General features: G+C 69.8%; 22 protein-coding genes. 3 read left to right on the forward strand and 19 right to left on the reverse strand.

The window, feature by feature from the left end; genetic code table 11:
* Positions 1-70: 70 nt before the first annotated feature.
* From ACYVOM_RS08520 to ACYVOM_RS08530, 3 genes are all read right to left on the reverse strand, one after another.
* A complete protein-coding gene (locus ACYVOM_RS08520; RefSeq protein ID WP_460302701.1) occupies positions 71-505 on the reverse strand; it encodes a hypothetical protein in 435 nt (144 codons plus the stop codon).
* A 100-nt stretch (positions 506-605) separates the two neighbouring features.
* Positions 606-860: a hypothetical protein gene (locus ACYVOM_RS08525; RefSeq protein ID WP_460302702.1), complete on the reverse strand. Its 255-nt coding sequence runs from the start codon at positions 858-860 to the stop codon at positions 606-608.
* An 85-nt stretch (positions 861-945) separates the two neighbouring features.
* Positions 946-1,572, reverse strand: coding sequence for an NADPH-dependent F420 reductase (locus ACYVOM_RS08530; protein ID WP_460302703.1), 627 nt, complete (start codon positions 1,570-1,572; stop codon positions 946-948).
* A gap of 115 nt (positions 1,573-1,687) precedes the next feature.
* Here ACYVOM_RS08530 and ACYVOM_RS08535 point away from each other — a divergent pair, with 115 nt between their 5' ends.
* Complete coding sequence (locus ACYVOM_RS08535; RefSeq protein WP_460302704.1) at positions 1,688-2,089, forward strand: winged helix-turn-helix transcriptional regulator; 402 nt, start codon at positions 1,688-1,690, stop codon at positions 2,087-2,089.
* A 69-nt stretch (positions 2,090-2,158) separates the two neighbouring features.
* Here ACYVOM_RS08535 and ACYVOM_RS08540 read toward each other — a convergent pair whose 3' ends face one another.
* Together ACYVOM_RS08540 and msrA are read right to left on the reverse strand one after the other, a co-directional pair.
* Positions 2,159-2,350, reverse strand: a complete 192-nt coding sequence (locus ACYVOM_RS08540; RefSeq protein WP_460302705.1) for a CsbD family protein — start codon at positions 2,348-2,350, stop codon at positions 2,159-2,161.
* Between the two features lie 654 nt (positions 2,351-3,004).
* Positions 3,005-3,661 carry a peptide-methionine (S)-S-oxide reductase MsrA gene (gene msrA / locus ACYVOM_RS08545; RefSeq protein WP_460302706.1) on the reverse strand — a complete coding sequence of 219 codons (657 nt, stop codon included), beginning with the start codon at positions 3,659-3,661 and terminating at the stop codon, positions 3,005-3,007.
* 75 nt (positions 3,662-3,736) lie between these two features.
* Here msrA and rarD point away from each other — a divergent pair, with 75 nt between their 5' ends.
* Positions 3,737-4,636, forward strand: coding sequence for an EamA family transporter RarD (rarD, locus tag ACYVOM_RS08550; protein WP_460302707.1), 900 nt, complete (start codon positions 3,737-3,739; stop codon positions 4,634-4,636).
* A 71-nt stretch (positions 4,637-4,707) separates the two neighbouring features.
* On the forward strand, positions 4,708-5,379 hold the full coding sequence (locus ACYVOM_RS08555; protein ID WP_460302708.1) for a C39 family peptidase: 672 nt from the start codon (positions 4,708-4,710) through the stop codon (positions 5,377-5,379).
* Positions 5,380-5,459: 80 nt separating this feature from the next.
* Here ACYVOM_RS08555 and ACYVOM_RS08560 read toward each other — a convergent pair whose 3' ends face one another.
* The 14 genes from ACYVOM_RS08560 to ACYVOM_RS08625 all read right to left on the reverse strand — a co-directional run bounded on the left by ACYVOM_RS08560 (position 5,460) and on the right by ACYVOM_RS08625 (position 21,432).
* Positions 5,460-6,455, reverse strand: coding sequence for a polyprenyl synthetase family protein (locus ACYVOM_RS08560; protein WP_460302709.1), 996 nt, complete (start codon positions 6,453-6,455; stop codon positions 5,460-5,462).
* Positions 6,456-6,473: 18 nt separating this feature from the next.
* Positions 6,474-7,988, reverse strand: coding sequence for an NADH-quinone oxidoreductase subunit NuoN (gene nuoN, locus ACYVOM_RS08565; protein ID WP_460302995.1), 1,515 nt, complete (start codon positions 7,986-7,988; stop codon positions 6,474-6,476).
* 65 nt (positions 7,989-8,053) lie between these two features.
* Positions 8,054-9,661: an NADH-quinone oxidoreductase subunit M gene (locus ACYVOM_RS08570; RefSeq protein ID WP_460302710.1), complete on the reverse strand. Its 1,608-nt coding sequence runs from the start codon at positions 9,659-9,661 to the stop codon at positions 8,054-8,056.
* Positions 9,661-11,553 (reverse strand): NADH-quinone oxidoreductase subunit L, encoded by a 1,893-nt coding sequence (gene nuoL / locus ACYVOM_RS08575; RefSeq protein WP_460302711.1) that lies wholly within the window; start codon positions 11,551-11,553, stop codon positions 9,661-9,663. The genes ACYVOM_RS08570 and nuoL overlap by 1 nt, the downstream gene beginning before the upstream one ends.
* Before the next feature lie 9 nt (positions 11,554-11,562).
* The gene (nuoK, locus tag ACYVOM_RS08580) at positions 11,563-11,856 is read right to left on the reverse strand and encodes an NADH-quinone oxidoreductase subunit NuoK (RefSeq protein WP_460302712.1); all 294 of its coding nucleotides are present in this window, start codon (positions 11,854-11,856) and stop codon (positions 11,563-11,565) included.
* Positions 11,853-12,620 carry an NADH-quinone oxidoreductase subunit J gene (locus tag ACYVOM_RS08585; RefSeq protein WP_460302713.1) on the reverse strand — a complete coding sequence of 256 codons (768 nt, stop codon included), beginning with the start codon at positions 12,618-12,620 and terminating at the stop codon, positions 11,853-11,855. The genes nuoK and ACYVOM_RS08585 overlap by 4 nt, the downstream gene beginning before the upstream one ends.
* Positions 12,620-13,147: an NADH-quinone oxidoreductase subunit NuoI gene (gene nuoI / locus ACYVOM_RS08590; protein WP_460302714.1), complete on the reverse strand. Its 528-nt coding sequence runs from the start codon at positions 13,145-13,147 to the stop codon at positions 12,620-12,622. The genes ACYVOM_RS08585 and nuoI overlap by 1 nt, the downstream gene beginning before the upstream one ends.
* A complete protein-coding gene (nuoH, locus tag ACYVOM_RS08595) occupies positions 13,134-14,486 on the reverse strand; it encodes an NADH-quinone oxidoreductase subunit NuoH (protein ID WP_460302715.1) in 1,353 nt (450 codons plus the stop codon). The genes nuoI and nuoH overlap by 14 nt, the downstream gene beginning before the upstream one ends.
* A complete protein-coding gene (locus tag ACYVOM_RS08600) occupies positions 14,486-16,885 on the reverse strand; it encodes an NADH-quinone oxidoreductase subunit G (protein ID WP_460302716.1) in 2,400 nt (799 codons plus the stop codon). Before ACYVOM_RS08600 ends, nuoH begins: the two co-directional genes overlap by 1 nt.
* A complete protein-coding gene (nuoF, locus tag ACYVOM_RS08605) occupies positions 16,886-18,193 on the reverse strand; it encodes an NADH-quinone oxidoreductase subunit NuoF (protein ID WP_460302717.1) in 1,308 nt (435 codons plus the stop codon).
* Positions 18,190-18,888 carry an NADH-quinone oxidoreductase subunit NuoE gene (gene nuoE / locus ACYVOM_RS08610; protein ID WP_460302718.1) on the reverse strand — a complete coding sequence of 233 codons (699 nt, stop codon included), beginning with the start codon at positions 18,886-18,888 and terminating at the stop codon, positions 18,190-18,192. Before nuoE ends, nuoF begins: the two co-directional genes overlap by 4 nt.
* Positions 18,885-20,240, reverse strand: a complete 1,356-nt coding sequence (locus ACYVOM_RS08615) for an NADH-quinone oxidoreductase subunit D (RefSeq protein WP_460302719.1) — start codon at positions 20,238-20,240, stop codon at positions 18,885-18,887. Before ACYVOM_RS08615 ends, nuoE begins: the two co-directional genes overlap by 4 nt.
* Positions 20,237-20,881 (reverse strand): NADH-quinone oxidoreductase subunit C, encoded by a 645-nt coding sequence (locus ACYVOM_RS08620; RefSeq protein WP_460302720.1) that lies wholly within the window; start codon positions 20,879-20,881, stop codon positions 20,237-20,239. The genes ACYVOM_RS08615 and ACYVOM_RS08620 overlap by 4 nt, the downstream gene beginning before the upstream one ends.
* Positions 20,878-21,432 (reverse strand): NuoB/complex I 20 kDa subunit family protein, encoded by a 555-nt coding sequence (locus ACYVOM_RS08625; protein WP_123669283.1) that lies wholly within the window; start codon positions 21,430-21,432, stop codon positions 20,878-20,880. The genes ACYVOM_RS08620 and ACYVOM_RS08625 overlap by 4 nt, the downstream gene beginning before the upstream one ends.
* Position 21,433: the final 1 nt, after the last annotated feature.

The raw sequence follows: 21,433 nt of genomic DNA on the forward strand, positions 1-21,433 counted from the left end.
GCCTCGCGCCCCAGGAATCCCCGCTCGGACCCGGGCGGGGATTTCGCGTTCCCGGGGCCGCGCGGCGCGGCTAGGCCTCCTTCGGGGGCCTGCGCAGGGTGAGGAAGGCGGCGGTCACGGCGGCGGCGGCCAGCGGGGTCAGCAGGAAGGCGCGGCCCGGCGTGAACCCGACGCCCTCGCCGCGCACGCCCGAGGTCTCCCAGGCCAGGCCCCACGGCAATTCGAAGCGCCCGCCCCAGCCCCACAGGTTCGACATGACCCCGGCGATGAGGGACGCCCCGGCGAACGCGCCGAAGACGATCCCGAAGACCGTCAGGGTCCAGGGCCAGACCCGGTTCCAGCCCGGCCGGCCCGGCAGCAGCACCCCGAACACCACCGCGAAGGCGAAGGCGACGACGGGGACCACCGCGTCCTTCAGCGGCCGGTCGGAGAAGAGGACGGGCACCGACACCACGGCGAGACCGGGGGCGACCCGCCCGATCACCGAATGCCATCTCTCACGCATAGCCCACCGCTGTCCACCTCTGGCGCCGACCTGCGCGGCCGCCCGGAAGATCAACGTATATCCGGCAAAGGGCAGCGTCGATAGGGGAACCGGCGCACCTTCAGAGGATGACCCAGAGCGCGGACTCCACGCAGAGTCCGAGCACGGCGAGCGGCGCCAGCGCGTCGACGATCCGCCGCGGCCGCGCCCCGCGAACGACCAGAGCCTCGAACAGGGTCAGCGCCCCGGCGATCCCGAAGACCGCCCCGAACCACGCCGCCCAGCCGTCACCCCCCGACGCCAGCACCAGCACGAACCCGAGGACCGCGGACACCGTCCCGGCCCTGTACATGTTCCGTTCTACTTCGACCCCCATGTCCGTTATGACGCAGGCGAGCGCCGCACAGGTCGACCCCCGCCCGCCTTCGGACACCCCTACCCCGAATTACGGATGTCCGCGCCTACCGGGCCACGGAGAGCGCGAAGGGCACCGGGCCGAGCGCGCGCACGAGATCGCCCACCATCAGGACGAACGCCTCGGGGCCGCGCGCCGTCCGCACCCCTCCCAGGTCGATCACCGCCCCCTCCGGCCAGCCCAGATCCCGCAGCAGCCCCCGGACGACGGTCTTCGCGGCGGCGTCGTCCCCGGAGAGGAAGACGTCGGGCGACCCGGCCAGCGAGCCCGGGTCGGCCATCACCGAGACATGCGCGGTGCAGAGCGCCTTGACCACCCGGGATCCGGGCAGCGCCCGCTGGAGCTCCTCGGCGAGGCTGCCGCCAGGGTGGCGCAGCGCCACGGCGAACCCCACCTGGTCCGTCACCACGGCGTTGGCGACGTCCATCACGATCTTGCCTTCCAGCTGCTCGGCCAGCCCGCCCAGCACGTCCAGGCAGACGTCGCCGGGCAGCGCGTTCACCACCACGTCGGCCGCGATCGCCGCATCGCGCGGCGCCATCGCCGGCACTCCGGGCACGTCCCATGCGGCGGGCCGCCGCGCGCCCACCACCACTTCGCGGCCCGCCCCGTGCAGCCCCGTCGCCAGCGCGCCGGCCACCCCGCCCGCACCCAGAATCCCGATCACCGTCATCGCCGCCGTCACCCCTTGCTCGTACGCTGGAGACCTTCCGCGCCGACCCTAGGCGCCGCAGGAGACCCCGCGGCAGTAAGCACCCGCAAGTGCGCAACGCACCCGGAGGAGACCGATGACCACACTCAGCGCCGCCGACCGCCGCGCCGCCGCCCGCGCCGACCACCTCGGCCGCGCCGCGGCGTGCCCCGCCAACCGCCTGCTGGACCGGCTCGGCGACAAGTGGGCCCCGCTCGTCCTGCGGGCCCTCGCCGACGGACCGGTCCGCTACAACGCGCTGTCCCGGACCGTCGCGGGCGCCAGCCAGAAGATGCTCACCCAGACCCTGCGCTCCCTTGAGCGCGACGGCTTCGTCCTGCGCACCGCGGTCCCCGGCGTCCCCGCCCGCGTGGACTACTCCTTGACCCCGCCGGGAGAGAGCCTCCTGGCCCTCCTGGACTCCCTGGCATCGTGGGCCGAAGAACACATGCCCGAGGTCGACCGGGCCCGCGCCGCCTACGACGCCCCGGGAAGCTGAGCGCGCCGCCCCATGCCCCGGACACGGCGACGGCCGGGACGGATCACTCCGTCCCGGCCGTCAGGATGCTCACTTGCCCCGGTGCCGAAGGTCGCGCGCGGCGTCCTTCAGATGCTCGCCGGCCTGCTTGGCACTCCCCTTGATCCGGTCCACCCGCCCCTCGTTCTGGAGCGAGCGGTCCCGCGTGTCGTGCCCCATTCTCTCCTTGGCCCGGCCCTTGACCTTCTCGGCCTGGTTCTTCATCTTGTCCACGAACCCCATCACTGCACCTCCTGAGAGATCTCCTTACCTGAATCCCGTTCCCGCCGAGAACGTGATCATGCGCCGGGAACACCCGATGGGACCCGCGTCACGTCCCCCGGTGCAAGTGCCGTCCCCCCACGCGACACCCCCAGTACAGCACCACACCCACCCCCAACTTCCTCAAATTCCCCATCTTCACCCCATATCTCCACCAGCACTCCAGCCCGCGGCGAACTCACCTGTTTCCCGCCGCGGACACCGCCGACACACCGCCACCCGCCCGGCCACGCGGCCGGGCGACGATCACCTCATCGCGGCCCGCCCGAATCCTGCCGCTCCTGCCGCATCGCGTCACGCGCCCCGTGTCGGGCCGCGAGCCGAACAATGAGATAGACGACCCCGGCCACCCCCACCCAGAAAACCCCGACCATGAGAATGAGAAGGAGCTCCGGAACACCCAAGCCCAGCATTTCCCGCCCCTTTCGCAACGAACGTCCTGAAAGGATCTCAGCCACCAAGGCCACACCGCCAGCCCTCGACCGCGCCGCTCACGACCCGTCGGGTCCAGTAGAGGACGCGCTTCCAGGCCACCTGCCGAACTTGAGATCGTCGGGTGGCGGAAACGGCGGTGTTCTGCCCAGAGGATCGCGAGTTCGTCGCGATCCGTCCAGGTCACTCCGCGGGGGCGATGCCGATCGGGCAGGAGAGGCCGGTGCCGCCCAGGCCGCAGTAGCCGCCCGGGTTCTTGGAGTCGGAGAGGTACTGCTGGTGGTAGTCCTCGGCGTAGTAGTAGTCGGTGGCCGGGGTGAGTTCGGTGGTGATGTCGCCGAGGCCGCCGGAGGTGAGGACGGCCTGGTAGGCGTCCTTGGAGGACTTGGCGGCGGCGAGCTGGGCGTCGGAGTGGGTGAAGATGGCGCTGCGGTACTGGGTGCCGACGTCGTTGCCCTGGCGCATGCCCTGGGTGGGGTTGTGGTTCTCCCAGAAGGTCTTGAGGAGGGTCTCGTAGGAGACGGCGGACGGGTCGAAGACCACGCGGACGGTCTCGGTGTGGCCGGTGAGGCCCGAGCAGACCTCTTCATAGGTGGGGTTGGGGGTGTAGCCGCCCTCGTAGCCCACGGAGGTCGAGATGACGCCTGGAGTGCGCCAGAAGACGCGCTCGGCGCCCCAGAAGCAGCCCATGGCGAACTCCGCGATCTCGGCGCCCTCCGGGAAGGGAGGGGCGAGAGGGGCGTCCAGCACGACGTGCCGGGGGGCCACGGGGATCGGGGTGTCACGTCCCGGGAGCGCCTTCTCCGGGCTGACCATGGTCGTCTTCGCGAATCCGAACATGTGGTAATGATATCCACCCGGTCAAGACAGGACTCAACGGGCATTAGGTGATTACGGCTTGATACCCTGCCCGTCATGGAAACTCGGCGGGGGCTTGCGGCAGGGCTCGCGGCCTACGTGATCTGGGGCCTGTTCCCCCTCTACTTTCCCCTCCTGAAGCCCGCGGGCGCCGGCGAGATCCTGGCCCAGCGGATCGTCTGGACGCTCGTCACGATGGCCCTCATCCTCGCCTTCGCCCGCAGGTGGGCGTGGATCCGCGAGGTCACCGGACGGCAGTGGGCGGCCCTCACCGCGGCCGCCGCCCTCATCGCCGTCAACTGGGGCACCTACATCCTCGCGGTCAACGACGGCCAGACGATCGAGGCGAGCCTCGGCTACTTCATCACCCCTCTCTTCTCGGTCATGCTCGGCGTCGTCCTGCTCAAGGAGCGGCTGCGGCCCTGGCAGTGGGCCGCGGTCGGGGTCGGTCTCGCCGCCGTCGTGATCCTCGCCGTCGACTACGGCAGGCCGCCGTGGATCGCGCTGATCCTGGCGTTCACGTTCGGCACCTACGGGCTGCTGAAGAAGCGGGCGGCCATGGCGTCGGCGGAGAGCATGGCCGTCGAGTCCGCGGTCCTCTTCGTCCCCGCGGCGGGCTTCGCGGTGTGGACGCAGGCGGACGGGTCCGGCGCGTTCGGCCACCACGGCGTCGGCCACACGGTCCTGATCCTGCTGCTCGGCATCATCACCGCGGCGCCGCTGATGCTCTTCAACACCGCCGCGCAGGCCCTGCCGCTCAGCACCGTCGGGCTCCTGCAGTACCTCGCCCCGGTCCTCCAGTTCTCCGTCGGCCTGTTCGTGCAGCACGAACTGATGCCGGGGAGCCGCTGGGCGGGCTTCGGACTCGTCTGGTTCGCGCTCGCGATCCTGACTTTCGACGCGTTCCGTACGGCACGCAGATCACGGGCGGCCACTCCCGTCACCGCCGTCGCTTGAGACACTTGCACCGGTCGGCATCGTTCGGCACTCTTACTGCAAACCACCCCGAACGCCCGGAGTCCCACCAGGTGAACAAGGTACTAGCGAGCTTGGTGCCCGGCACCGCTCTCCTCGCGTCGCTCGTCGTCGTGCCGGGAGCACCCGCTGTGGCCGCGGCCCCCGAGCGGCGGGCTGATGCGCCCTCGGCCCGGGCCGTCGCGGCCTCCCCTGCCAAGATCACCCTCAAGATCAGGAAGGTCTTCCAGGCCGATCCCCTGTGGTGCAACCCCGCGGGTTCGGCCATCTCCCTGTCGACCATGGGGATCTCGGTCTCCCAGAGCGTCCTCGCGGAGAAGATGGAGACGAAATCGCCCGCGGGCACGTATGACAACGTCGCGGTGAAGGTGCTCAACACCTACGCCGTGCGCAAGGGATTCGCCTACAGCCTCGTCTATGACGTCGACGATCCGGAGAAGCTCGCCGAGCGGGTCATCCAGAACGTCGGCGTCCTGCGCAAGGCGGTTCCGCTCCAGGTCTACATGCGCAAACTCCCCTGGTACCGGAGCCAGATCACGACCGGCAATCCCGGGCACATCGTCATCGCCTACGGCTACAACAAGAAGAGCAAGACGATCAAGGTCTGGGACCCGTACAACTACTACTTCACCGGCGGCACCCACACGATCAAGGTGAAGCGCCTGGCGAAGGCCACCCAGGCCGTCGACAACCGCGCGGGGATGTTCTACCTGACCCGGAACTGAGCACCACCGCCGCGAGAACGGCGAAGGGGGACGAGGCCGACAGGCCCGTCCCCCTTCGGCGTCTCGGCCGGAAGTCAGGTTCAGCCCGTCCGCGACACCACGTAGTCGCAGAGGCCGATGAGGGCCTGACGCGCGGGGATGTCGGGGAGGGTGAGGAGTTCGGCCCTGGCGTCCTCGACCCAGCGGCGGGTGTCGGAGCGGGCGCGTTCCATCGCCGGGTGGGCGCGGAGCAGGGCGAGCGCCTCTGCGTGCTCGGCGTCGTCGGTGATGGGTCCGGCGAGCAGGGCGCGCAGCCGCTCGTCGCCGCCGACCTCGCCGGACAGGACGTGCAGCATCGGCAGGGTCCGGACGCCTTCGCGCAGGTCCGTGCCGGGCGTCTTGCCGGACTGGAAGGACTCCGAGGCGACGTCGAGGATGTCGTCGGAGAGCTGGAAGGCGACGCCGATCTTCTCGCAGGCCGAGGTGAGGGTGTCCACGACGTGCCGGGGCGCGCCCGCCGTCATCGCGCCGAACTGGCCCGAGGTGGCGATGAGGGACGCCGTCTTGTCGCCGACGACCTGGAGGTAGTGCTTGAGCTCGTCGCCGCCCTCGGGGACGCCGACGGTCTCCTGGATCTGGCCGCGCACGAGCCGTGCGAACGTCCGGGCCTGGACGCGGACGGCCTCGGGACCGAGGTCGGCGAGGAGATCGGACGCGCGGGCGAACAGGTAGTCGCCGGTGAGGACCGCGACGCTGTTGTTCCACCGCGAGTTCGCCGAGGCGGCGCCGCGCCGGAGCGGGGCCTCGTCCATGACGTCGTCGTGGTAGAGCGTGGCGAGGTGGGTCAGTTCCAGCACCACCGCGGCCGGGACGACGCCCGGCGCGGCGGGGTCGCCGAACTGGGCGGCGAGCAGGACCAGCATGGGCCGGAACCGCTTGCCGCCCGCGTTCAGCAGATGTTCGGAGGCTTCGGTGAGCAGGCCGTAGTCGCTGTGCACCGTCTCCAACAGCAGGGACTCGACGTCGGCGAGTCCCTGCTGCACGAGCGCGGCGAGCGTGTCGTCCACCCGCAGATCGAACGGAACGGCAGCACTCACGAATGCGCCCCCTTCTGGCTAACGTACGAAAAGCTGACCGGCCGCCGTGTTGGCCAGGTCGAGCAGCGGCTGCGGCAGCACACCGAGTACCACAGTAGCCGCAAGCCCGAGGGCGACCGCCGCCGCGGTGGCCGGGGCCACCACGATCGTCGGCCCGTCCGGTTCGGGGTCGCTGAAGAACATGACCACGATCACCCGGACGTAGAAGAACGCGGCGATGGCCGACGACAGCACACCGACGATGACGAGCGGGGTGGCGCCCCCCTCGACGGCCGCGGTGAACACGGCGAACTTCCCGCTGAACCCGCTCGTGAGCGGGATGCCGGCGAAGGCCAGCAGGAAGAAGGCGAAGATCCCGGCGACGACCGGGGACCGCCGGCCGAGGCCCGCCCAGCGCGACAGGTGCCCTGCCTCGCCCCCGGCGTCCCGGACCATGCTGACGACGGCGAACGCGCCGATCGTCGTGGCCCCGTAGGCGGCGAGGTAGAACAGCACCGCCGACAGCCCGGACTCGGACATCGCGATGATGCCGGTCAGGAGGAACCCGGCGTGGGCGACCGACGAGTAGGCCAGCAGCCTCTTGATGTCGGTCTGGGTGATCGCCACGATCGCGCCGACGACCATCGTGAGGATGGCCACCGCCCACATCATCGGACGCCAGTCCCACGACATGTTCTCGAAGGCGACGTAGAACACCCGCATCGTCGCCCCGACCGCCGCCACGAGGGTGCCGGAGGCCATGAGCGCGGTGACGGGCGTCGGCGCGCCCTGGTAGACGTCGGGCTTCCACGAGTGGAAGGGCACCGCGCCGAGCTTGAACAGCAGCCCGACCGCCAGGAGGGCGAGACCGGCGTACAGGACGACGGACGGCACCTCGACCGCCGAGCCCGCGGCGGCTCCAGGTCCGGACTGGACGGCCAGGGAGACGTCGCCGAGCTTGACGCTGCCCGCGTACCCGTAGACCAGGGCGATTCCGAAGAGGAAGAACGCCGAGGAGAACGCGCCCAGCAGGAAGTACTTCACCGCGGCCTCCTGCGAGAGGAGGCGACGGCGGCGGGCGAGCCCGCACAGCAGGTAGAGCGGCAGCGACATGACCTCCAGCGCCACGAACATGGTGAGGAGGTCGTTGGAGGCGGGGAACATGAGCATGCCGCCGACAGCGAACATGACCAGCGGGAAGATCTCGGTCTGGACCGAGCCCTTCGCCAGGGCCTGGGCCTCGGCCTCGCTGCCGGGCAGCGCGGCGGCCTGCGCGGCGAACGTCTCCTGCTGCCGGTCGGCGACGAGCAGGAGGCTGAGGATCGCCATCGCGAGGATGGTGCCCTGGATGAACAGGGTCGGGCCGTCGGTGCCGAGGGCGCCTTCGGCGTCGACGCTGTGCGGCTTCTGGTTGACCGCCAGCATGATCAGCCAGATGAGGGCCGCGCCCAGGCCGGCGAACGCCAGCGGGACCTGGACGCGTCCGCGCCATCCCCGCCCGACGAGCGCCTCGACGAGGACGCCGACGATGGCGACGCCGAAGACGATGAGCATCGGGGCGAGGTGGGAGTACTCGATGTGCGGTGCGCGGAACGCCTCCGCTGACACCTCGGTGAAGTTCACGGCTGGCCTCCAGGGGCTTCCGCCACGGTGGGCTCGGGGTCGGTCATCTCGACGACCGAGAGCGTGTGCTCCACCGTCGGGTTGATCACGTTCACGATCGGCCCCGGGAAGAAGCCGAGCAGGACGATGACGGCGAGGATCGGACCGATCGCGGCGAGTTCCCGGGGGCTGAGGTCGGGGAACGCGCCCTTGCGGGAGATCGCCTCGGCGGTCGGGCCGCCGGCGATCCGCTGGTAGGCCCACAGGACGTACAGGGCGGCCAGCACGATGCCGGAGGTCGCGATGATGGCGGCGACCTCGTACCGCGTGAACGTCCCGACGAGGACCATGAACTCCGAGACGAACGTCGACAGGCCGGGCAGCGACAGCGCCGACAGGCCCGCGATGAGGAACGTCCCGGCCAGCAGCGGCGCGACCTTCTGGACGCCGCCGTAGGCGTCGATGCGGGCCGAGCCGCGCCGGACGATCAGGTAGCCCGCGGCCAGGAACAGCGCGCCCGTGGAGAACCCGTGGTTCACCATGTAGAGGATCGCGCCGGACTGGGCCATGGACGTCATCGCGAAGATGCCGAGGACGATGAATCCGAAGTGGCTGATCGAGGTGTAGGCGATGAGCCGCTTCAGGTCGACCTGCCCGATGGCCAGGACCGCCCCGTAGACGATGCTGATCACCGCGAAGACCACGACGACCGGTGTCGCCCACTTGGACGCGCCGGGGAACAGCTCAAGGCAGAACCGGATCATGCCGTAGGTGCCGATCTTGTCCAGCACTCCGACGATGAGGACCAGCGCGCCGGCCGGGGCCTGCGCCGCGGTGTCGGGCAGCCAGGTGTGGACGGGGAACATCGGCGCCTTGATCGCGAAGGCGATGAAGAAGCCGAGGAACAGCCACTTGGCGGTCGCCGGGTCGAGGTCGACGCCGGTCAGCTCGGTGAGCAGGAAGCTGTTCTTGCCCGCGAAGACGTACAGCCCGATGACGGCGACCAGCATGAGCAGTCCGCCGAACAGGGAGTACAGCAGGAACTTCACCGCCGCGTAGGAGCGCTGCGGCCCGCCGAAGATGCCGACGATGAAGTACACGGGCAGGAGGATGGCCTCGAAGAACACGTAGAAGAGGAAGACGTCGGTCGCCGCGAAGACGCCGATCATCATCGACTCCATGAGGAGGATGAGCGCGAAGTAGGTCTTCGCGGAGCGGGAGCCGACGACCCCGAACGGGGTCTTGCCGGTCTTGCCCGCCTCCTCGGCCTCCGCGGCGCGGGCCGCGGCGACCTCTTCGAACGCGCCGCCGTACCGGTCGGCCGCGGTCCAGCTCGCCAGCATGACGAGCGGGACCAGGATGAGCGACAGCAGGACCATGACGAGGGCCATGCCGTCGAGGCCGACGGCCCAGTGGACGCCGAACTGCTTGATCCACCAGACGGACTGGGCGAACTGGTAGCCCGTGGCCGAGGAGTCCCAGCCCGTGGCGAGCGTGGCCCCGAAGACGAGGGCGAGGAGGGCGAACCCGAGCCCGATCTGCTTGGCCAGCTCGTCCTTGCCCTTGGGCAGCAGGGCGACGACCAGCGCGCCGAGTGCGGGGAGGGCGATGAGTGCGGAGAGCATCAGATCCTCACCACCAGGAGCGCGGCGACGAGGACGCCTGCGCCGAGGAACATGGACAGTGCGTAGGACCGCACGAATCCGGTCTGGAGCCGCCGGACGCGTCCGGAGGTGCCGCCGATCCCGGCCGCGAGGCCGTTGACGACGCCGTCGACGCCGCGGTTGTCGAACCAGACCGAAAGGCGGGTCAGCCACTGGCCGGGCCGCATGAGCAGCGACTCGTTCAGGGCGTCCCCGTACAGGTCCCGGCGGGCGAACGTGGTGAGCCACGACCCGCGGGGGGCTTCGCGCGGCACCGGGGCGGCGCCGTACTTGACCCAGGCGATGATGACCCCGATGACGACCAGCGCCAGCGTGATGATCCCGGTGAGGCTGAAGAACTCGTGTTCGGCCTCCGGCGTCTTGGTGACGGGTTCGAGGAAGGCCCCGAACCTGTCGCCCAGCATGAGGAAGCCGCCCATCCCGATGGAGCCGACCGCGAGGACCACCAGCGGGACCCACATGACGGCCGGGGACTCGTGCGGGTGCGCGTCGTCGTCCCAGCGGGCCTTGCCGAAGAACGTCATGAACATCAGGCGCGACATGTAGAACGCGGTGATGGCCGCGCCCACGACGGTGCAGATGCCGAGGACGACGTTCTCGTGCATGGCGGCCTCGATGATGCCGTCCTTGGTGAAGAAGCCCGAGAACGGCGGGACGCCGATGATCGCCAGGTAGCCGAAGAAGAACGTGACGAAGGTGATCTTCATGCCGGTGCGGAGCGCGCCGTACTTGCGCATGTCCACGTCGTCCTTCATCGCGTGCATCACCGAGCCGGCGCCGAGGAACATCCCGGCCTTGAAGAAGCCGTGCGCGATGAGGTGGGCGATGGCGACGACGTAGCCGATCGGGCCGAGGCCCGCGGCGAGGATCATGTAGCCGATCTGCGACATCGTCGATCCGGCGAGCGCCTTCTTGATGTCGTCCTTGGCGCAACCGATGATCGCACCGGCGAGCAGCGTGGCCGCGCCGACGATGGCGACGGTGGTCTGCGCCGCGACGGACGCCTGGAAGATGACGCCGGAGCGGACGATCAGGTAGACGCCCGCGGTGACCATGGTCGCCGCGTGGATGAGCGCCGACACCGGGGTCGGGCCCTCCATCGCGTCCAGCAGCCAGGACTGCAGCGGGAGCTGGGCGGACTTGCCGCACGCCCCCAGCAGCAGCATCAGGCCGAGCGCCGTCATGACGCCCTCGGACGCGCCGGAAACCTCGCCGAGCACGGTCTCGAAGGCCAGCGACCCGAAGGTGGCGACCATGATCCCGAGCGCGATGACGATGCCGATGTCGCCGACGCGGTTGACCACGAAGGCCTTCTTGGCGGCGACGGCGGCGGTCGGCTTGTGCTGCCAGAACCCGATGAGCAGGTACGAGGCGAGGCCGACGCCCTCCCAGCCGATGAACAGGCCGAGGTAGTTGTCCGACAGGACCAGCAGGAGCATGGCCGCGACGAACAGGTTGAGGTAGGCGAAGAAGCGCCGACGGTTCGCGTCGTGCGCCATGTAGCCGATCGAGTAGATGTGGATGAGCGTGCCGACGAAGGTGATCAGCAGGACGAAGCTGATGGACAGCTGGTCGAGCAGGATGCCCAGGTCGAAGCTCAGGTTCCCGGTCTTGAAGAACTGGTAGAGGTGGATGTCGCGGGCGCGTTCTTCACCCGCGTACCCGAGCATCTGCCAGAACATCGCGAAGCCGAGGACGAAGGCGCCGCCCGACAGCAGCGTGGCCAGGTAGTGGCCCCACTTGTCGGTGGCACGGCCGCCGAGCAGCAGGATCGCGGCGCCCGCGAGGGGCAGCGCGATGAGCAGCCCTGCCCAGGCCTGGATCCCGGTCGCGGCGAGGATATGGCTCTCCATGCCCCGCTCCTAGTACTTCAGCAGGTTCGCGTCGTCGACCGACGAGGACCTGCGGGATCGGAAGATGGTCATGATGATCGCCAGTCCGACCACGACCTCGGCCGCGGCCACGACCATCACGAAGAACGCGATGACCTGGCCGTCAAGGTTGCCGTGCAGCTTGGAGAAGCTGACGAACGCGAGGTTGGTGGCGTTGAGCATCAGCTCGACGCACATGAACACCACGATGGCGTTGCGGCGGATGAGCACGCCGACCGCGCCGATGGTGAACAGGAGCGAGGACAGGATCAGGTAGTGGCTCACTGCTGGGCCTCCTGCACGGCCTTGACGTCCTCTTCGACTGCCTCGGTCTCCGAGACGCCTTCGAGGTCGGTGTGCCGTTCGGCGGCGTCCTCGCCGCGGCCGGTGAGGACGGGGTTGAGCGACAACTCCGAGATGGAGCCGTCGGGCAGCAGCGCGGGCATGTCGACCGCGTTGTGGCGGGCGTAGGTGCCGGACGGAGGCAGGTTGCCCGGGTGCGCCCCGGACTTGAACCGCTCCTCCGACATCTCCCGCTGGGTCGGCTTGGGCGTGAGCCGCTCCTTGTGCGCCAGCACCATCGCGCCGAGCGCCGCGGTGATCAGCAGGGCGCTGGTCACCTCGAAGGCGAACACGTACTTGCCGAAGATCAGCCGGGCGAGGCCGATGACGTTGCCTTCGCCGTTGGCGGCGGCGAGGCCGACGTTGTCGGAGAAGGTCGCCGAGCCGAAGCCGAAGACGAGCAGGCCGCCGAAGCCGAGGCCCGCGATGGCCGCCCAGATCCGCTGGCCGGAGATCGTCTCCACGAGCGAGTCGGTGGAGGCGACGCCGACGAGCATCAGCACGAACAGGAAGAGCATCAGCACCGCGCCGGTGTAGACGATCACCTGCACGAAGGCGAGGAACGGCGCGTCCTGGACGGCGTAGAGCACGGCCAGGCTGAGCATGACGACCGCCAGGAGAAGGGCCGAGTACACGGCCTTCTTCTGGAAGATCATGCCGAGCGCGGCGGCGACGGAGACGACCGCGAGGATCCAGAAGGCGACCATCAGAAGTCACCGTCCTTGGCGCCGAGCCCGAGCCGGTAGTAGTCCTCTTCGGTCTCGCCGAGCTCCATCGCGTGCGGAGGCTGCGTCATGCCCTCGCGCAGCGGGGCGAGCAGCATCTCCTTGGTGTAGATGAGCGACTCGCGGCTGTCGTCGGCCAGTTCGTACTCGTTGGTCATCGTGAGCGCCCGGGTCGGGCACGCCTCGATGCACAGCCCGCACAGGATGCAGCGCAGGTAGTTGATCTGGTAGACGCGGCCGAACCGCTCACCCGGGGAGAAGCGCTCCTCCTCGGTGTTGTCGCCGGCCTCGACGTAGATCGCGTCGGCCGGGCAGGCCCAGGCGCACAGTTCGCACCCGATGCACTTCTCCAGGCCGTCGGGCCACCGGTTGAGCTGGTGCCGGCCGTGGAACCGCGGCGCGGTCGCGACCTTCACCTCGGGGTACTGGACCGTCTCCACCTTGGTGAACAGCTGGTGGAAGGCGACTCCGAACCCCTTGACCGGGTTCAGGAAGTCAGTGAATCCCACTTTCGACCTCCTTCTTCTCGGTCGCGGATTCGGTCGTGGTCCGCCCTTGGGCAGGGCGGGGTATCACACCGTGGTAGTGCGGCGCGTCCAGCGGCGGGACGGGGAAGCCGCCCGCGAACGGGTCGGGCCGCACTGCGGTCTGCTTGCCGGAGTCGGCGTGCTCGGTGGGCTCAGCCTTCCCGCCGGGCTTCTCGCGCTTGAGGACGTCCACCACGACCGAGACACCGAGCGCGATGGCCACGAGGACCGCCGCGCCGATGACGAAGCCGGTCGAGCTGTAGCCCTCGTTGCGCAGGGCGCGGAAGGTGGCGACCAGGAGGATCCAGCCGAGGGAGAACGGCATGAGGACCTTCCAGCCGAGCTTCATCAGCTGGTCGTAGCGGACACGCGGGAGGGCGGCGCGCAGCCAGATGAAGAAGAAGATGAACATCCACATCTTCACCAGGAACCACAGGATCGGCCACCAGCCCTCGTTCGCGCCGGCCCAGACCGTCGAGATCGGGGCGGGGGCGCGCCAGCCGCCGAGGAACAGCGTGGTGGCCAGGGCGGAGAGGGTGGCCAGGTTGATGTACTCGGCGAGGAAGAACATCGCGAACTTCAGCGACGAGTACTCGGTGTGGAAGCCGCCGACGAGTTCGCCCTCGCCCTCGGGCAGGTCGAACGGGATGCGGTTGGACTCGCCCATCATCGTGATCACGTAGACCACGAACGAGGGCAGCAGCATCACCGCGAACCACCGGTCGTGCTGGGCGGCCACGATCCCCGACGTCGAGAGGGTCCCGGCGAACAGGAACACCGCGACGAAGGACAGGCCCATCGCGATCTCGTAGGAGATGACCTGGGCGCTGGAGCGCAGGCCGCCGAGCAGCGAGTAGGGCGACATCGACGCCCAGCCCGCGAGCACGATCCCGTAGACGCCGATGGAGCTCATCGCCAGCACCAGCAGCACCGCGACGGGCAGGTCGGTGCCCTGCAGCGGCGTCTTGTGGCCGAACACCGAGACCATCGGGCCGAACGGGATGATGATGAAGGAGATGAAGGCGGGGATCGCGGAGATCACCGGCGCCGTCCAGAAGACGATCTTGTCGACTCCGGACGGGACGATGTCCTCCTTCAGCGCCAGCTTGATGCCGTCGGCGAGGCCCTGAAGCAGACCGAACGGCCCGCACCGGTTGGGGCCGATGCGCAGCTGCATGCGGCCGATGATGCGGCGCTCGACCCACATCGACATCAGGACGGTCAGGACCAGGAAGACGAAGATGGCGACGCACTTGCCGACCATCAGCCACCAGGGGTCCTTGCCGAAGTCGGCGAGGGTCGGGTAGGGGTAGCTGTCCATCAGCCGACGCCTCCGATCTTCACGACGCTGCCGGAGGTCGCGCCGAGGTCGCGTGCGAGGTTGATCCCGGAGCTGTTGCCCGGCAGCCACACGACGCCTTCGGGGAGGTCGTCGATGACCAGCGGCACGGTGATCGCGCCGCGGTCGGTGGAGACCGTCACCACGCCCTTGAGCCCGTTCGCCTCGGCGGTGGCGGCCGACATCCGGGCGACGGCCGGGCGGGCCGTGCCCTTCAGGTGCGGTTCGCCGTCCTGGAGGCGGCCGTCGTCGAGGAGCTGCCGCCAGGTGGCCAGCAGGGCCTCGCCGTCGCCGGGGGTGTAGGTGAACTCCGTCAGGGTGCCGGGCGCGCCGGAGCGCTCACCGCGGTAGGAGCCCAGCTCCGCCAGCTCGCGGCGGGCCGCCGCGGTGTCGGGCAGGCCGAGGTGGAAGTCCAGCTCGTCGGCCAGGGCGCCGAGGACGGCGAGGTCGGTGAGCACGCCGGGCACCTTCAGCGCAGTCTCGAAGGACCTGCCGCGGCCCTCCCAGTTGACGAAGGTGCCGGACTTCTCGGCGACCGCCGCGACCGGCAGCACCACGTCCGCGCGGTCGGTGACCGCGCTCGCGCGCTGCTCCAGGCTGACGATGAAGCCCGTCTTGTCCAGCGCCGCGAGCGCGAACGCCGGGTCGGGCAGGTCGTAGGGGTCGACACCGCCGATGACCAGCGCCTCGATCTCGCCCGCGTAGGCGGCGGCGAGGATGTGCGCGGTGTCGCGGCCGGGCGCGTCGGGCACGGAGCTGACGCCCCACACCCGGGCCACCTCGGCGCGCGCCTGCGGGTCGGTGACGGGCCGTCCGATGGGCAGCAGCCCCGGCAGCACGCCGGCCTCGACGGCGCCGCGCTCACCGGCCCGGCGCGGGACCCAGGCGAGCTTCGCCCCGGTCGACTGGGCGAGCCGCACGGCGGCGCTGAGCGCGCCCGGCACCTCCGCCAGCCGCTCCCCGACGAGGATGACCGACCCTTCGGCGGCGAGCGCCTCGGCGGCCTCGCCGGAGATGCTCAGCGCCTCGGGCTCACCGCCCGGACCCGCCTGCAGGAGCCGTCCGCTCAGCTTGGTGAGGCCCTTCGTGGCGAACGGCGCGATCGCCAGGACGCGCTGGCCGTGCTTGCGCACCGCCTTGCGCAGCCGCAGGAAGACCGCGGCGGCCTCCTCCTCGGGCTCCAGCCCGGCCAGCAGGACGACCGGCGCCTTCTCCAGCGCGGTGAAGGACACCTCGATCCCGTGTCCGGCGACGCCCCAGGCGAGGAAGTCGGCCTCCTCGGAGCTGTGCGCCCTAGCCCGGAAGTCGAGGTCGTTCGTGCCGAGCGCGACGCGGGCGAACTTGGCGTAGGCGTAGGAGTCCTCAAGGGTGAGCCGGCCGCCCGTCAGGACCGCGGCGCTCTTCCAGCCGAGCCCCTCGGCGGCGGCGCGCAGCGCCTCCGGCCAGGACGCGGGCTCAAGGACGCCGTCGGCGTTGCGGACCAGCGGGTAGCGCAGCCGGTCGGGCTCGGTGGCGTAGGTGAACGCCCACCGGCCCTTGTCGCAGTTCCACTCCTCGTTCACCTGCGGGTCGTCGCCCGCCAGGCGCCGGGTGACCTTGCCGCGCCGGTGGTCGGTGCGCAGCGCGCAGCCGGACGAGCAGTGCTCGCACACCGACGGGGTCGACACCAGGTCGAACGGCCGCGACCGGAACCGGTAGGCCGCGCCGGTGAGCGCGCCGACCGGGCAGATCTGCACGGTGTTGCCGGAGAAGTAGGACGAGAACGGCTCACCGTCGGCCGTGCCCACCTGCTCCTTGGCGCCCCGCTCGAACAGGTCGATGAACGGGTCGCCGGCGATCTGCTCGGAGAACCGGGTGCAGCGCGCGCACTGGATGCAGCGTTCGCGGTCGAGCAGCACCTGCGACGACAGCGGCAGCGGCTTGGCGAAGGTGCGCTTGCGCTCGGTGAACCGGGACTCGCCCCGCCCGTTGGACATCGCCTGGTTCTGCAGGGGGCACTCGCCGCCCTTGTCGCAGACCGGGCAGTCCAGCGGGTGGTTGATGAGCAGGAACTCCATCACGCCCTTCTGCGCCTTGTCGGCGACCGGGGACGTGAGCTGGGTGTTGACGACCATCCCGTTCTCGACCGGGATGGTGCAGGACGCCTGCGGCTTGGGGAAGCCCCTGCCGTTGCCGGCGTCGGGGATGTCCACCAGGCACTGGCGGCACGCGCCGACCGGGTCGAGCAGCGGGTGGTCGCAGAACCGGGGGATCTGGATGCCGAGCAGTTCGGCGGCCCGGATGACCAGCGTCCCCTTCGGGACGGAGATCTCGAAGCCGTCGATGGTGAGGGAGACGAGGTCCTCCTGGGGAACGACGCCCGTCTCGGATGTCGCGGTCATTTATGCGCCCCACTTCGTGGACTTGGCGGGGTCGAACGGGCACCCGCCGTGGGAGAAGTGCGCCAGGTACTCCTCGCGGAAGTACTTGATCGAGGAGTGGATCGGGCTCGTCGCACCGTCGCCGAGAGCGCAGAAGGACCTTCCGAGGATGTTGTCGGCGATGTCGTTCATCGTCTGGAGGTCCTCTTCGGTGCCCTGCCCGGCGTCCAGCCGCTTGAGCATCTGCTTGAGCCAGTAGGTGCCCTCGCGGCACGGCGTGCACTTGCCGCAGGACTCGTGCGCGTAGAAGTCGGTCCAGCGCGAGACCGCCCGCACCACGCACGTGGTCTCGTCGAAGATCTGCAGCGCGCGCGTGCCGAGCATGGACCCCGCCGCGCCGACGGACTCGAAGTCCAGCGGCACGTCGAGGTGCTCGGCGGTGAAGATGGGCGTGGACGATCCGCCGGGGGTCCAGAACTTCAGTTCGTGGCCCTCGCGGACGCCGCCCGCCATCTCCAGCAGCTCGCGCAGCGTGATCCCGAGCGGCGCCTCGTACTGGCCGGGCCGGGTGACGTGCCCCGAGAGGGAGAAGATGCCGAAGCCCTTCGACTTCTCGGTGCCCATCGAGCCGAACCAGTCGGCGCCGTTGGCGACGATCGAGGGAACCGACGCGATGGACTCGACGTTGTTCACCACGGTGGGTCCGCCGTAGAGGCCCGCCACCGCGGGGAAGGGGGGCTTGAGCCGGGGCTGGCCCCGGAAACCCTCCAGCGAGTCCAGCAGCGCGGTCTCCTCGCCGCAGATGTACGCGCCCGCCCCGGCGTGGACGACGAGTTCGAGGTCGTACCCCGAACCCAGGATGTCCTTGCCGAGGTATCCGGCCTCGTACGCCTCGGCGACGGCCTGCTGGAGCCGCCGGATGACGTGCAGGACCTCACCGCGCACATAGATGAACGCCTGGTGCGCGCCGATCGCGAACGAGCTGATGATCACGCCCTCGACGAGCACGTGCGGGTTGGCGAGCATGAGCGGGATGTCCTTGCACGTCCCGGGCTCGGACTCGTCGGCGTTGACCACCAGGTAGGTGGGTTTGCCGGTGCCCTGCGCGAGGAATCCCCACTTCATGCCGGTGGGGAATCCGGCGCCGCCCCGGCCGCGCAGGCCGGAGTCCTTGACCGCCTGGACGATCGCGGACGGCTCCATGCCGAGGGCCGTGCGCAGGGAGGAGTATCCGCCTTCCCGCTCGTAGCCCGCGCGGGTGAAGGAGTCGGCCTGGTCCCAGTGCTTGGTGAGGACGGGGGTGAGCGTCGTCGGAGTGCTCGTCGTCATGGCGCCTCCCAGCCCTTCTCCTTGGCCAGCTCGAGGCCGACGAGGGATTCCGGGCCCGCCTGGACGCCTTCGCCGGCGCGTCCGTCGTTGAAGCCGGCGAGGACCCGGGAGGCCTCCTTGAACGTGCAGAGGCCGTTCGGGCCGCGGGTCGGCGGCACTTCGCGGCCCGCGCGCAGGTCGTCGACGAGCTGCTTGGCCGACTCGGGGGTCTGGTTGTCGTAGAACTCCCAGTTGACCATCATGACCGGCGCGAAGTCGCAGGCGGCGTTGCACTCCAGCCGCTCCAGCGACACCTTGCCGTCCTCGGTCACCTCGTCGTGCCCGACGCCGACGTGCTCCTCCAGCGCCGCCCAGATCTCGTCGCCGCCGAGCACCGCGCACAGCGTGTTGATGCACACGCCGACGTGGTAGTCGCCCATCGGGCGGCGCTTGTACTGGGTGTAGAAGGTCGCCACACCGGTCACCTGGGCCGGGCTGATGTCGAGCATCTGCGCGCAGAACTCGACGCCGGCCTGGGTCACGCACCCGTCGACGGACTGCACGAGGTGCAGCATCGGCAGCAGGGCGCTGCGCGTCTTGGGGTACTTGGCGATGATCTCCTTGGCGTCCTGCTCCAGGCGCTGCCTGGTCTCCACGTCGTAGGCGGAGCCTTCGGGGAAATGCCCCGTGAAGCCGAGCGGGATGAAGGTCGTCATCGGTCGACACCTCCCATCACGGGGTCGATGGACGCGACCGCGGCGATGACGTCGGCGACGTAGCCGCCCTCGCACATCGCGGCGGTCGACTGAAGGTTCACGAAGGACGGTTCGCGGAAGTGCACCCGGTAGGGGCGCGTGCCCCCGTCGGACACCACGTGCGCGCCGAGCTCGCCGCGCGGGGACTCCACCGCGGCGTAGACCTGCCCGGCGGGCACCCGGAAGCCCTCGGTCACCAGCTTGAAGTGGTGGATCAGGGCCTCCATGGACTCGCCCATGATGTGCCCGATGTGGGCGGGCGAGTTGCCCATGCCGTCGGCGCCGATCGCGAGCTGCGCGGGCCAGCCGATCTTCTTGTCCTCGATCATCACCGGGCCGTCCTTGGCCGAGCCCTTGGTGAGCCGCTCCACGCACTGCTCGACGATCTTCAGCGACTCCTCCATCTCGGCCATGCGGACGAGATAGCGGCCGTACACGTCGGCGGTGTCCTGGGTGTGGACCTGGAAGTCGTACGTCTCGTAGCCGCAGTAGGGCTGCGTCTTGCGCAGGTCCCACGGAAGACCTGCGCTGCGCAGTACCGGGCCGGTGACGCCGAGGGCCATGCAGCCCGTCAGGTCGAGGTAGGCCACGTCCTTGGTCCGGGCCAGGTAGACCGGGTTGGCGTCGAGCAGCTTGCGCATCGTGCGGAACCGCTCGGGCATGCGCTCCAGGTAGGCGCGCAGCTTACCGATCGCCGCGGGGCCGACGTCCTGGGCGACGCCGCCCGGCCGGACGTAGGCCATGTTCATGCGCAGACCGCAGATCTCCTCGAACAGGTCGAGGGTGTACTCGCGCTCGACGAAGCCGTTGAGCATCACCGTCGTCGCGCCGAGCTCCAGCCCGAAGGTGGCGATCGCGACGAGGTGCGAGGAGATCCGGTTCAGCTCCATCATCATCACGCGGATGACGCTGGCCCGCTCGGGGATGCGGTCGGTGACGCCGAGCAGCTTCTCCACCGCGAGGCAGTACGCCGTCTCGTTGAAGATGGGCGCCAGGTAGTCCATCCGGGTGCAGAACGTGGTGCCCTGCGTCCAGGTGCGGAACTCCATGTTCTTCTCGATGCCGGTGTGCAGGTACCCGATGCCCACCCGCACCTCGTCGACGGACTCGCCGTCGAGGGTGAGGATGAGCCGGAGCACGCCGTGCGTCGAGGGGTGCTGCGGCCCCATGTTGATGACGAGGCGCTCGTCGTCGGCGGCGTCCTTGGCGCCGGCGACGACGTCGTCCCAGTCGGCGCCGGCGACGTTGAAGATCCGGCCCTCGGCGCCGTCGTCCGTCGCGCCCGCCTTGTAGGCGTCATACGTGGTGGTCATGAGTACGACCTCCGCTCGTCCGGCGGCGGGATCTCCGCGCCGCGGTACTCGACGGGGATGCCGCCGAGGGGGTAGTCCTTGCGCTGCGGGTGCCCGATCCAGTCGTCCGGCATCTCGATGCGGGTGAGCGCCGGGTGGCCGTCGAAGACGATGCCGAAGAAGTCCCACGTCTCGCGCTCGTGCCAGTCGGCGGTCGGGTAGACCCCGACGAGCGACGGGACGTGCGGGTCGGCGTCGGGGATCGCCACCTCGAGCCGGACGCGCCGGTTGTGGGTCATCGACAGCAGGTGGTAGACCGCGTGCAGCTCGCGCCCCTCCTCGGCGGGGTAGTGCGTGCCCGAGACGCCCGAGAGCAGCTCGAACCGCAGCTCGGGGTCGTCGCGCAGCACCGCGGCGACCTCGGCGATCCGCTCGCGCTTGATGAAGAAGGTCAGCTCGCCGCGGTCGACGACGGTCCGCTCGACCGCGTCGCCGAAGCCGGACCGCTCCAGGTGGTCGGCGACGTCGTCGAAGTACCCGCCGTAGGGGCGCGGCGAGGAGGCCGCGGCGGGGCGCTTGACGACGAGGCGGCCGTAGCCGGAGGTGTCGCCCGTCGTGTTCGCGCCGAACATGCCTTGGCGCGCGCCGTTGTTCTCGCTCATGAGCGCGCCCCGGACTGCCCGAGCAGCGGCAGCTGCCGCAGCTTCGCCTTCTCCAGTTCCTGGATCTGCCGTTCGCGCTGCACGCCGAGTTTCGTATTCTGCATCTTGTCGTGCAGTTTCAAGATCGCATCGAGCAGCATCTCGGGACGCGGGGGGCATCCGGGCAGGTAGATGTCCACTGGTACGATGTGATCGACGCCCTGGACGATCGCATAGTTGTTGAACATGCCACCGGACGAGGCGCAGACCCCCATGGCGATGACCCACTTGGGTTCGGTCATCTGGTCGTAGACCTGCCGCAGGACGGGAGCCATCTTCTGGCTCACCCGGCCCGCGACGATCATGAGGTCGGCCTGTCTCGGGGTGGCCGCCGCGCGCTCCATGCCCCAGCGGGACATGTCATGCCGGGGGTCGCCGGTCGCCATCAACTCGATGGCGCAGCACGCGAGACCGAACGTCGCCGGCCAGGTGGAGCTGCGCCGTGCCCAGCCCGCGACCTGCTCCACGGTGCTGAGCAGGAATCCGCTTGGAAGTTTCTCTTCAAGACCCATG

The sequence above is a fragment of the Actinocorallia aurea genome (assembly GCF_054783995.1).

Bases quoted from the DNA above. Each gene is read 5' to 3' on its own strand.
- ACYVOM_RS08600 (WP_460302716.1), bottom strand. From the start codon at position 16,885: ATGACCGCGACATCCGAGACGGGCGTCGTTCCCCAGGAGGACCTCGTC.
- rarD (WP_460302707.1), top strand. From the start codon at position 3,737: ATGGAAACTCGGCGGGGGCTTGCGGCAGGGCTCGCGGCCTACGTGATC.
- nuoF (WP_460302717.1), bottom strand. From the start codon at position 18,193: ATGACGACGAGCACTCCGACGACGCTCACCCCCGTCCTCACCAAGCAC.
- ACYVOM_RS08570 (WP_460302710.1), bottom strand. From the start codon at position 9,661: ATGCTCTCCGCACTCATCGCCCTCCCCGCACTCGGCGCGCTGGTCGTC.
- ACYVOM_RS08620 (WP_460302720.1), bottom strand. From the start codon at position 20,881: ATGAGCGAGAACAACGGCGCGCGCCAAGGCATGTTCGGCGCGAACACG.
- nuoH (WP_460302715.1), bottom strand. From the start codon at position 14,486: ATGGACAGCTACCCCTACCCGACCCTCGCCGACTTCGGCAAGGACCCC.
- ACYVOM_RS08615 (WP_460302719.1), bottom strand. From the start codon at position 20,240: ATGACCACCACGTATGACGCCTACAAGGCGGGCGCGACGGACGACGGC.
- ACYVOM_RS08525 (WP_460302702.1), bottom strand. From the start codon at position 860: ATGGGGGTCGAAGTAGAACGGAACATGTACAGGGCCGGGACGGTGTCC.
- ACYVOM_RS08535 (WP_460302704.1), top strand. From the start codon at position 1,688: ATGACCACACTCAGCGCCGCCGACCGCCGCGCCGCCGCCCGCGCCGAC.
- ACYVOM_RS08530 (WP_460302703.1), bottom strand. From the start codon at position 1,572: ATGACGGTGATCGGGATTCTGGGTGCGGGCGGGGTGGCCGGCGCGCTG.
- ACYVOM_RS08520 (WP_460302701.1), bottom strand. From the start codon at position 505: ATGCGTGAGAGATGGCATTCGGTGATCGGGCGGGTCGCCCCCGGTCTC.
- nuoL (WP_460302711.1), bottom strand. From the start codon at position 11,553: ATGGAGAGCCATATCCTCGCCGCGACCGGGATCCAGGCCTGGGCAGGG.
- msrA (WP_460302706.1), bottom strand. From the start codon at position 3,661: ATGTTCGGATTCGCGAAGACGACCATGGTCAGCCCGGAGAAGGCGCTC.
- ACYVOM_RS08625 (WP_123669283.1), bottom strand. From the start codon at position 21,432: ATGGGTCTTGAAGAGAAACTTCCAAGCGGATTCCTGCTCAGCACCGTG.
- nuoN (WP_460302995.1), bottom strand. From the start codon at position 7,988: ATGCTCATCGTCTTCGGCGTCGCCATCGTCGGCGTCCTCGTCGAGGCG.
- ACYVOM_RS08585 (WP_460302713.1), bottom strand. From the start codon at position 12,620: ATGGTCGCCTTCTGGATCCTCGCGGTCGTCTCCGTCGCCGCCGCGCTC.
- ACYVOM_RS08540 (WP_460302705.1), bottom strand. From the start codon at position 2,350: ATGGGGTTCGTGGACAAGATGAAGAACCAGGCCGAGAAGGTCAAGGGC.
- nuoE (WP_460302718.1), bottom strand. From the start codon at position 18,888: ATGACGACCTTCATCCCGCTCGGCTTCACGGGGCATTTCCCCGAAGGC.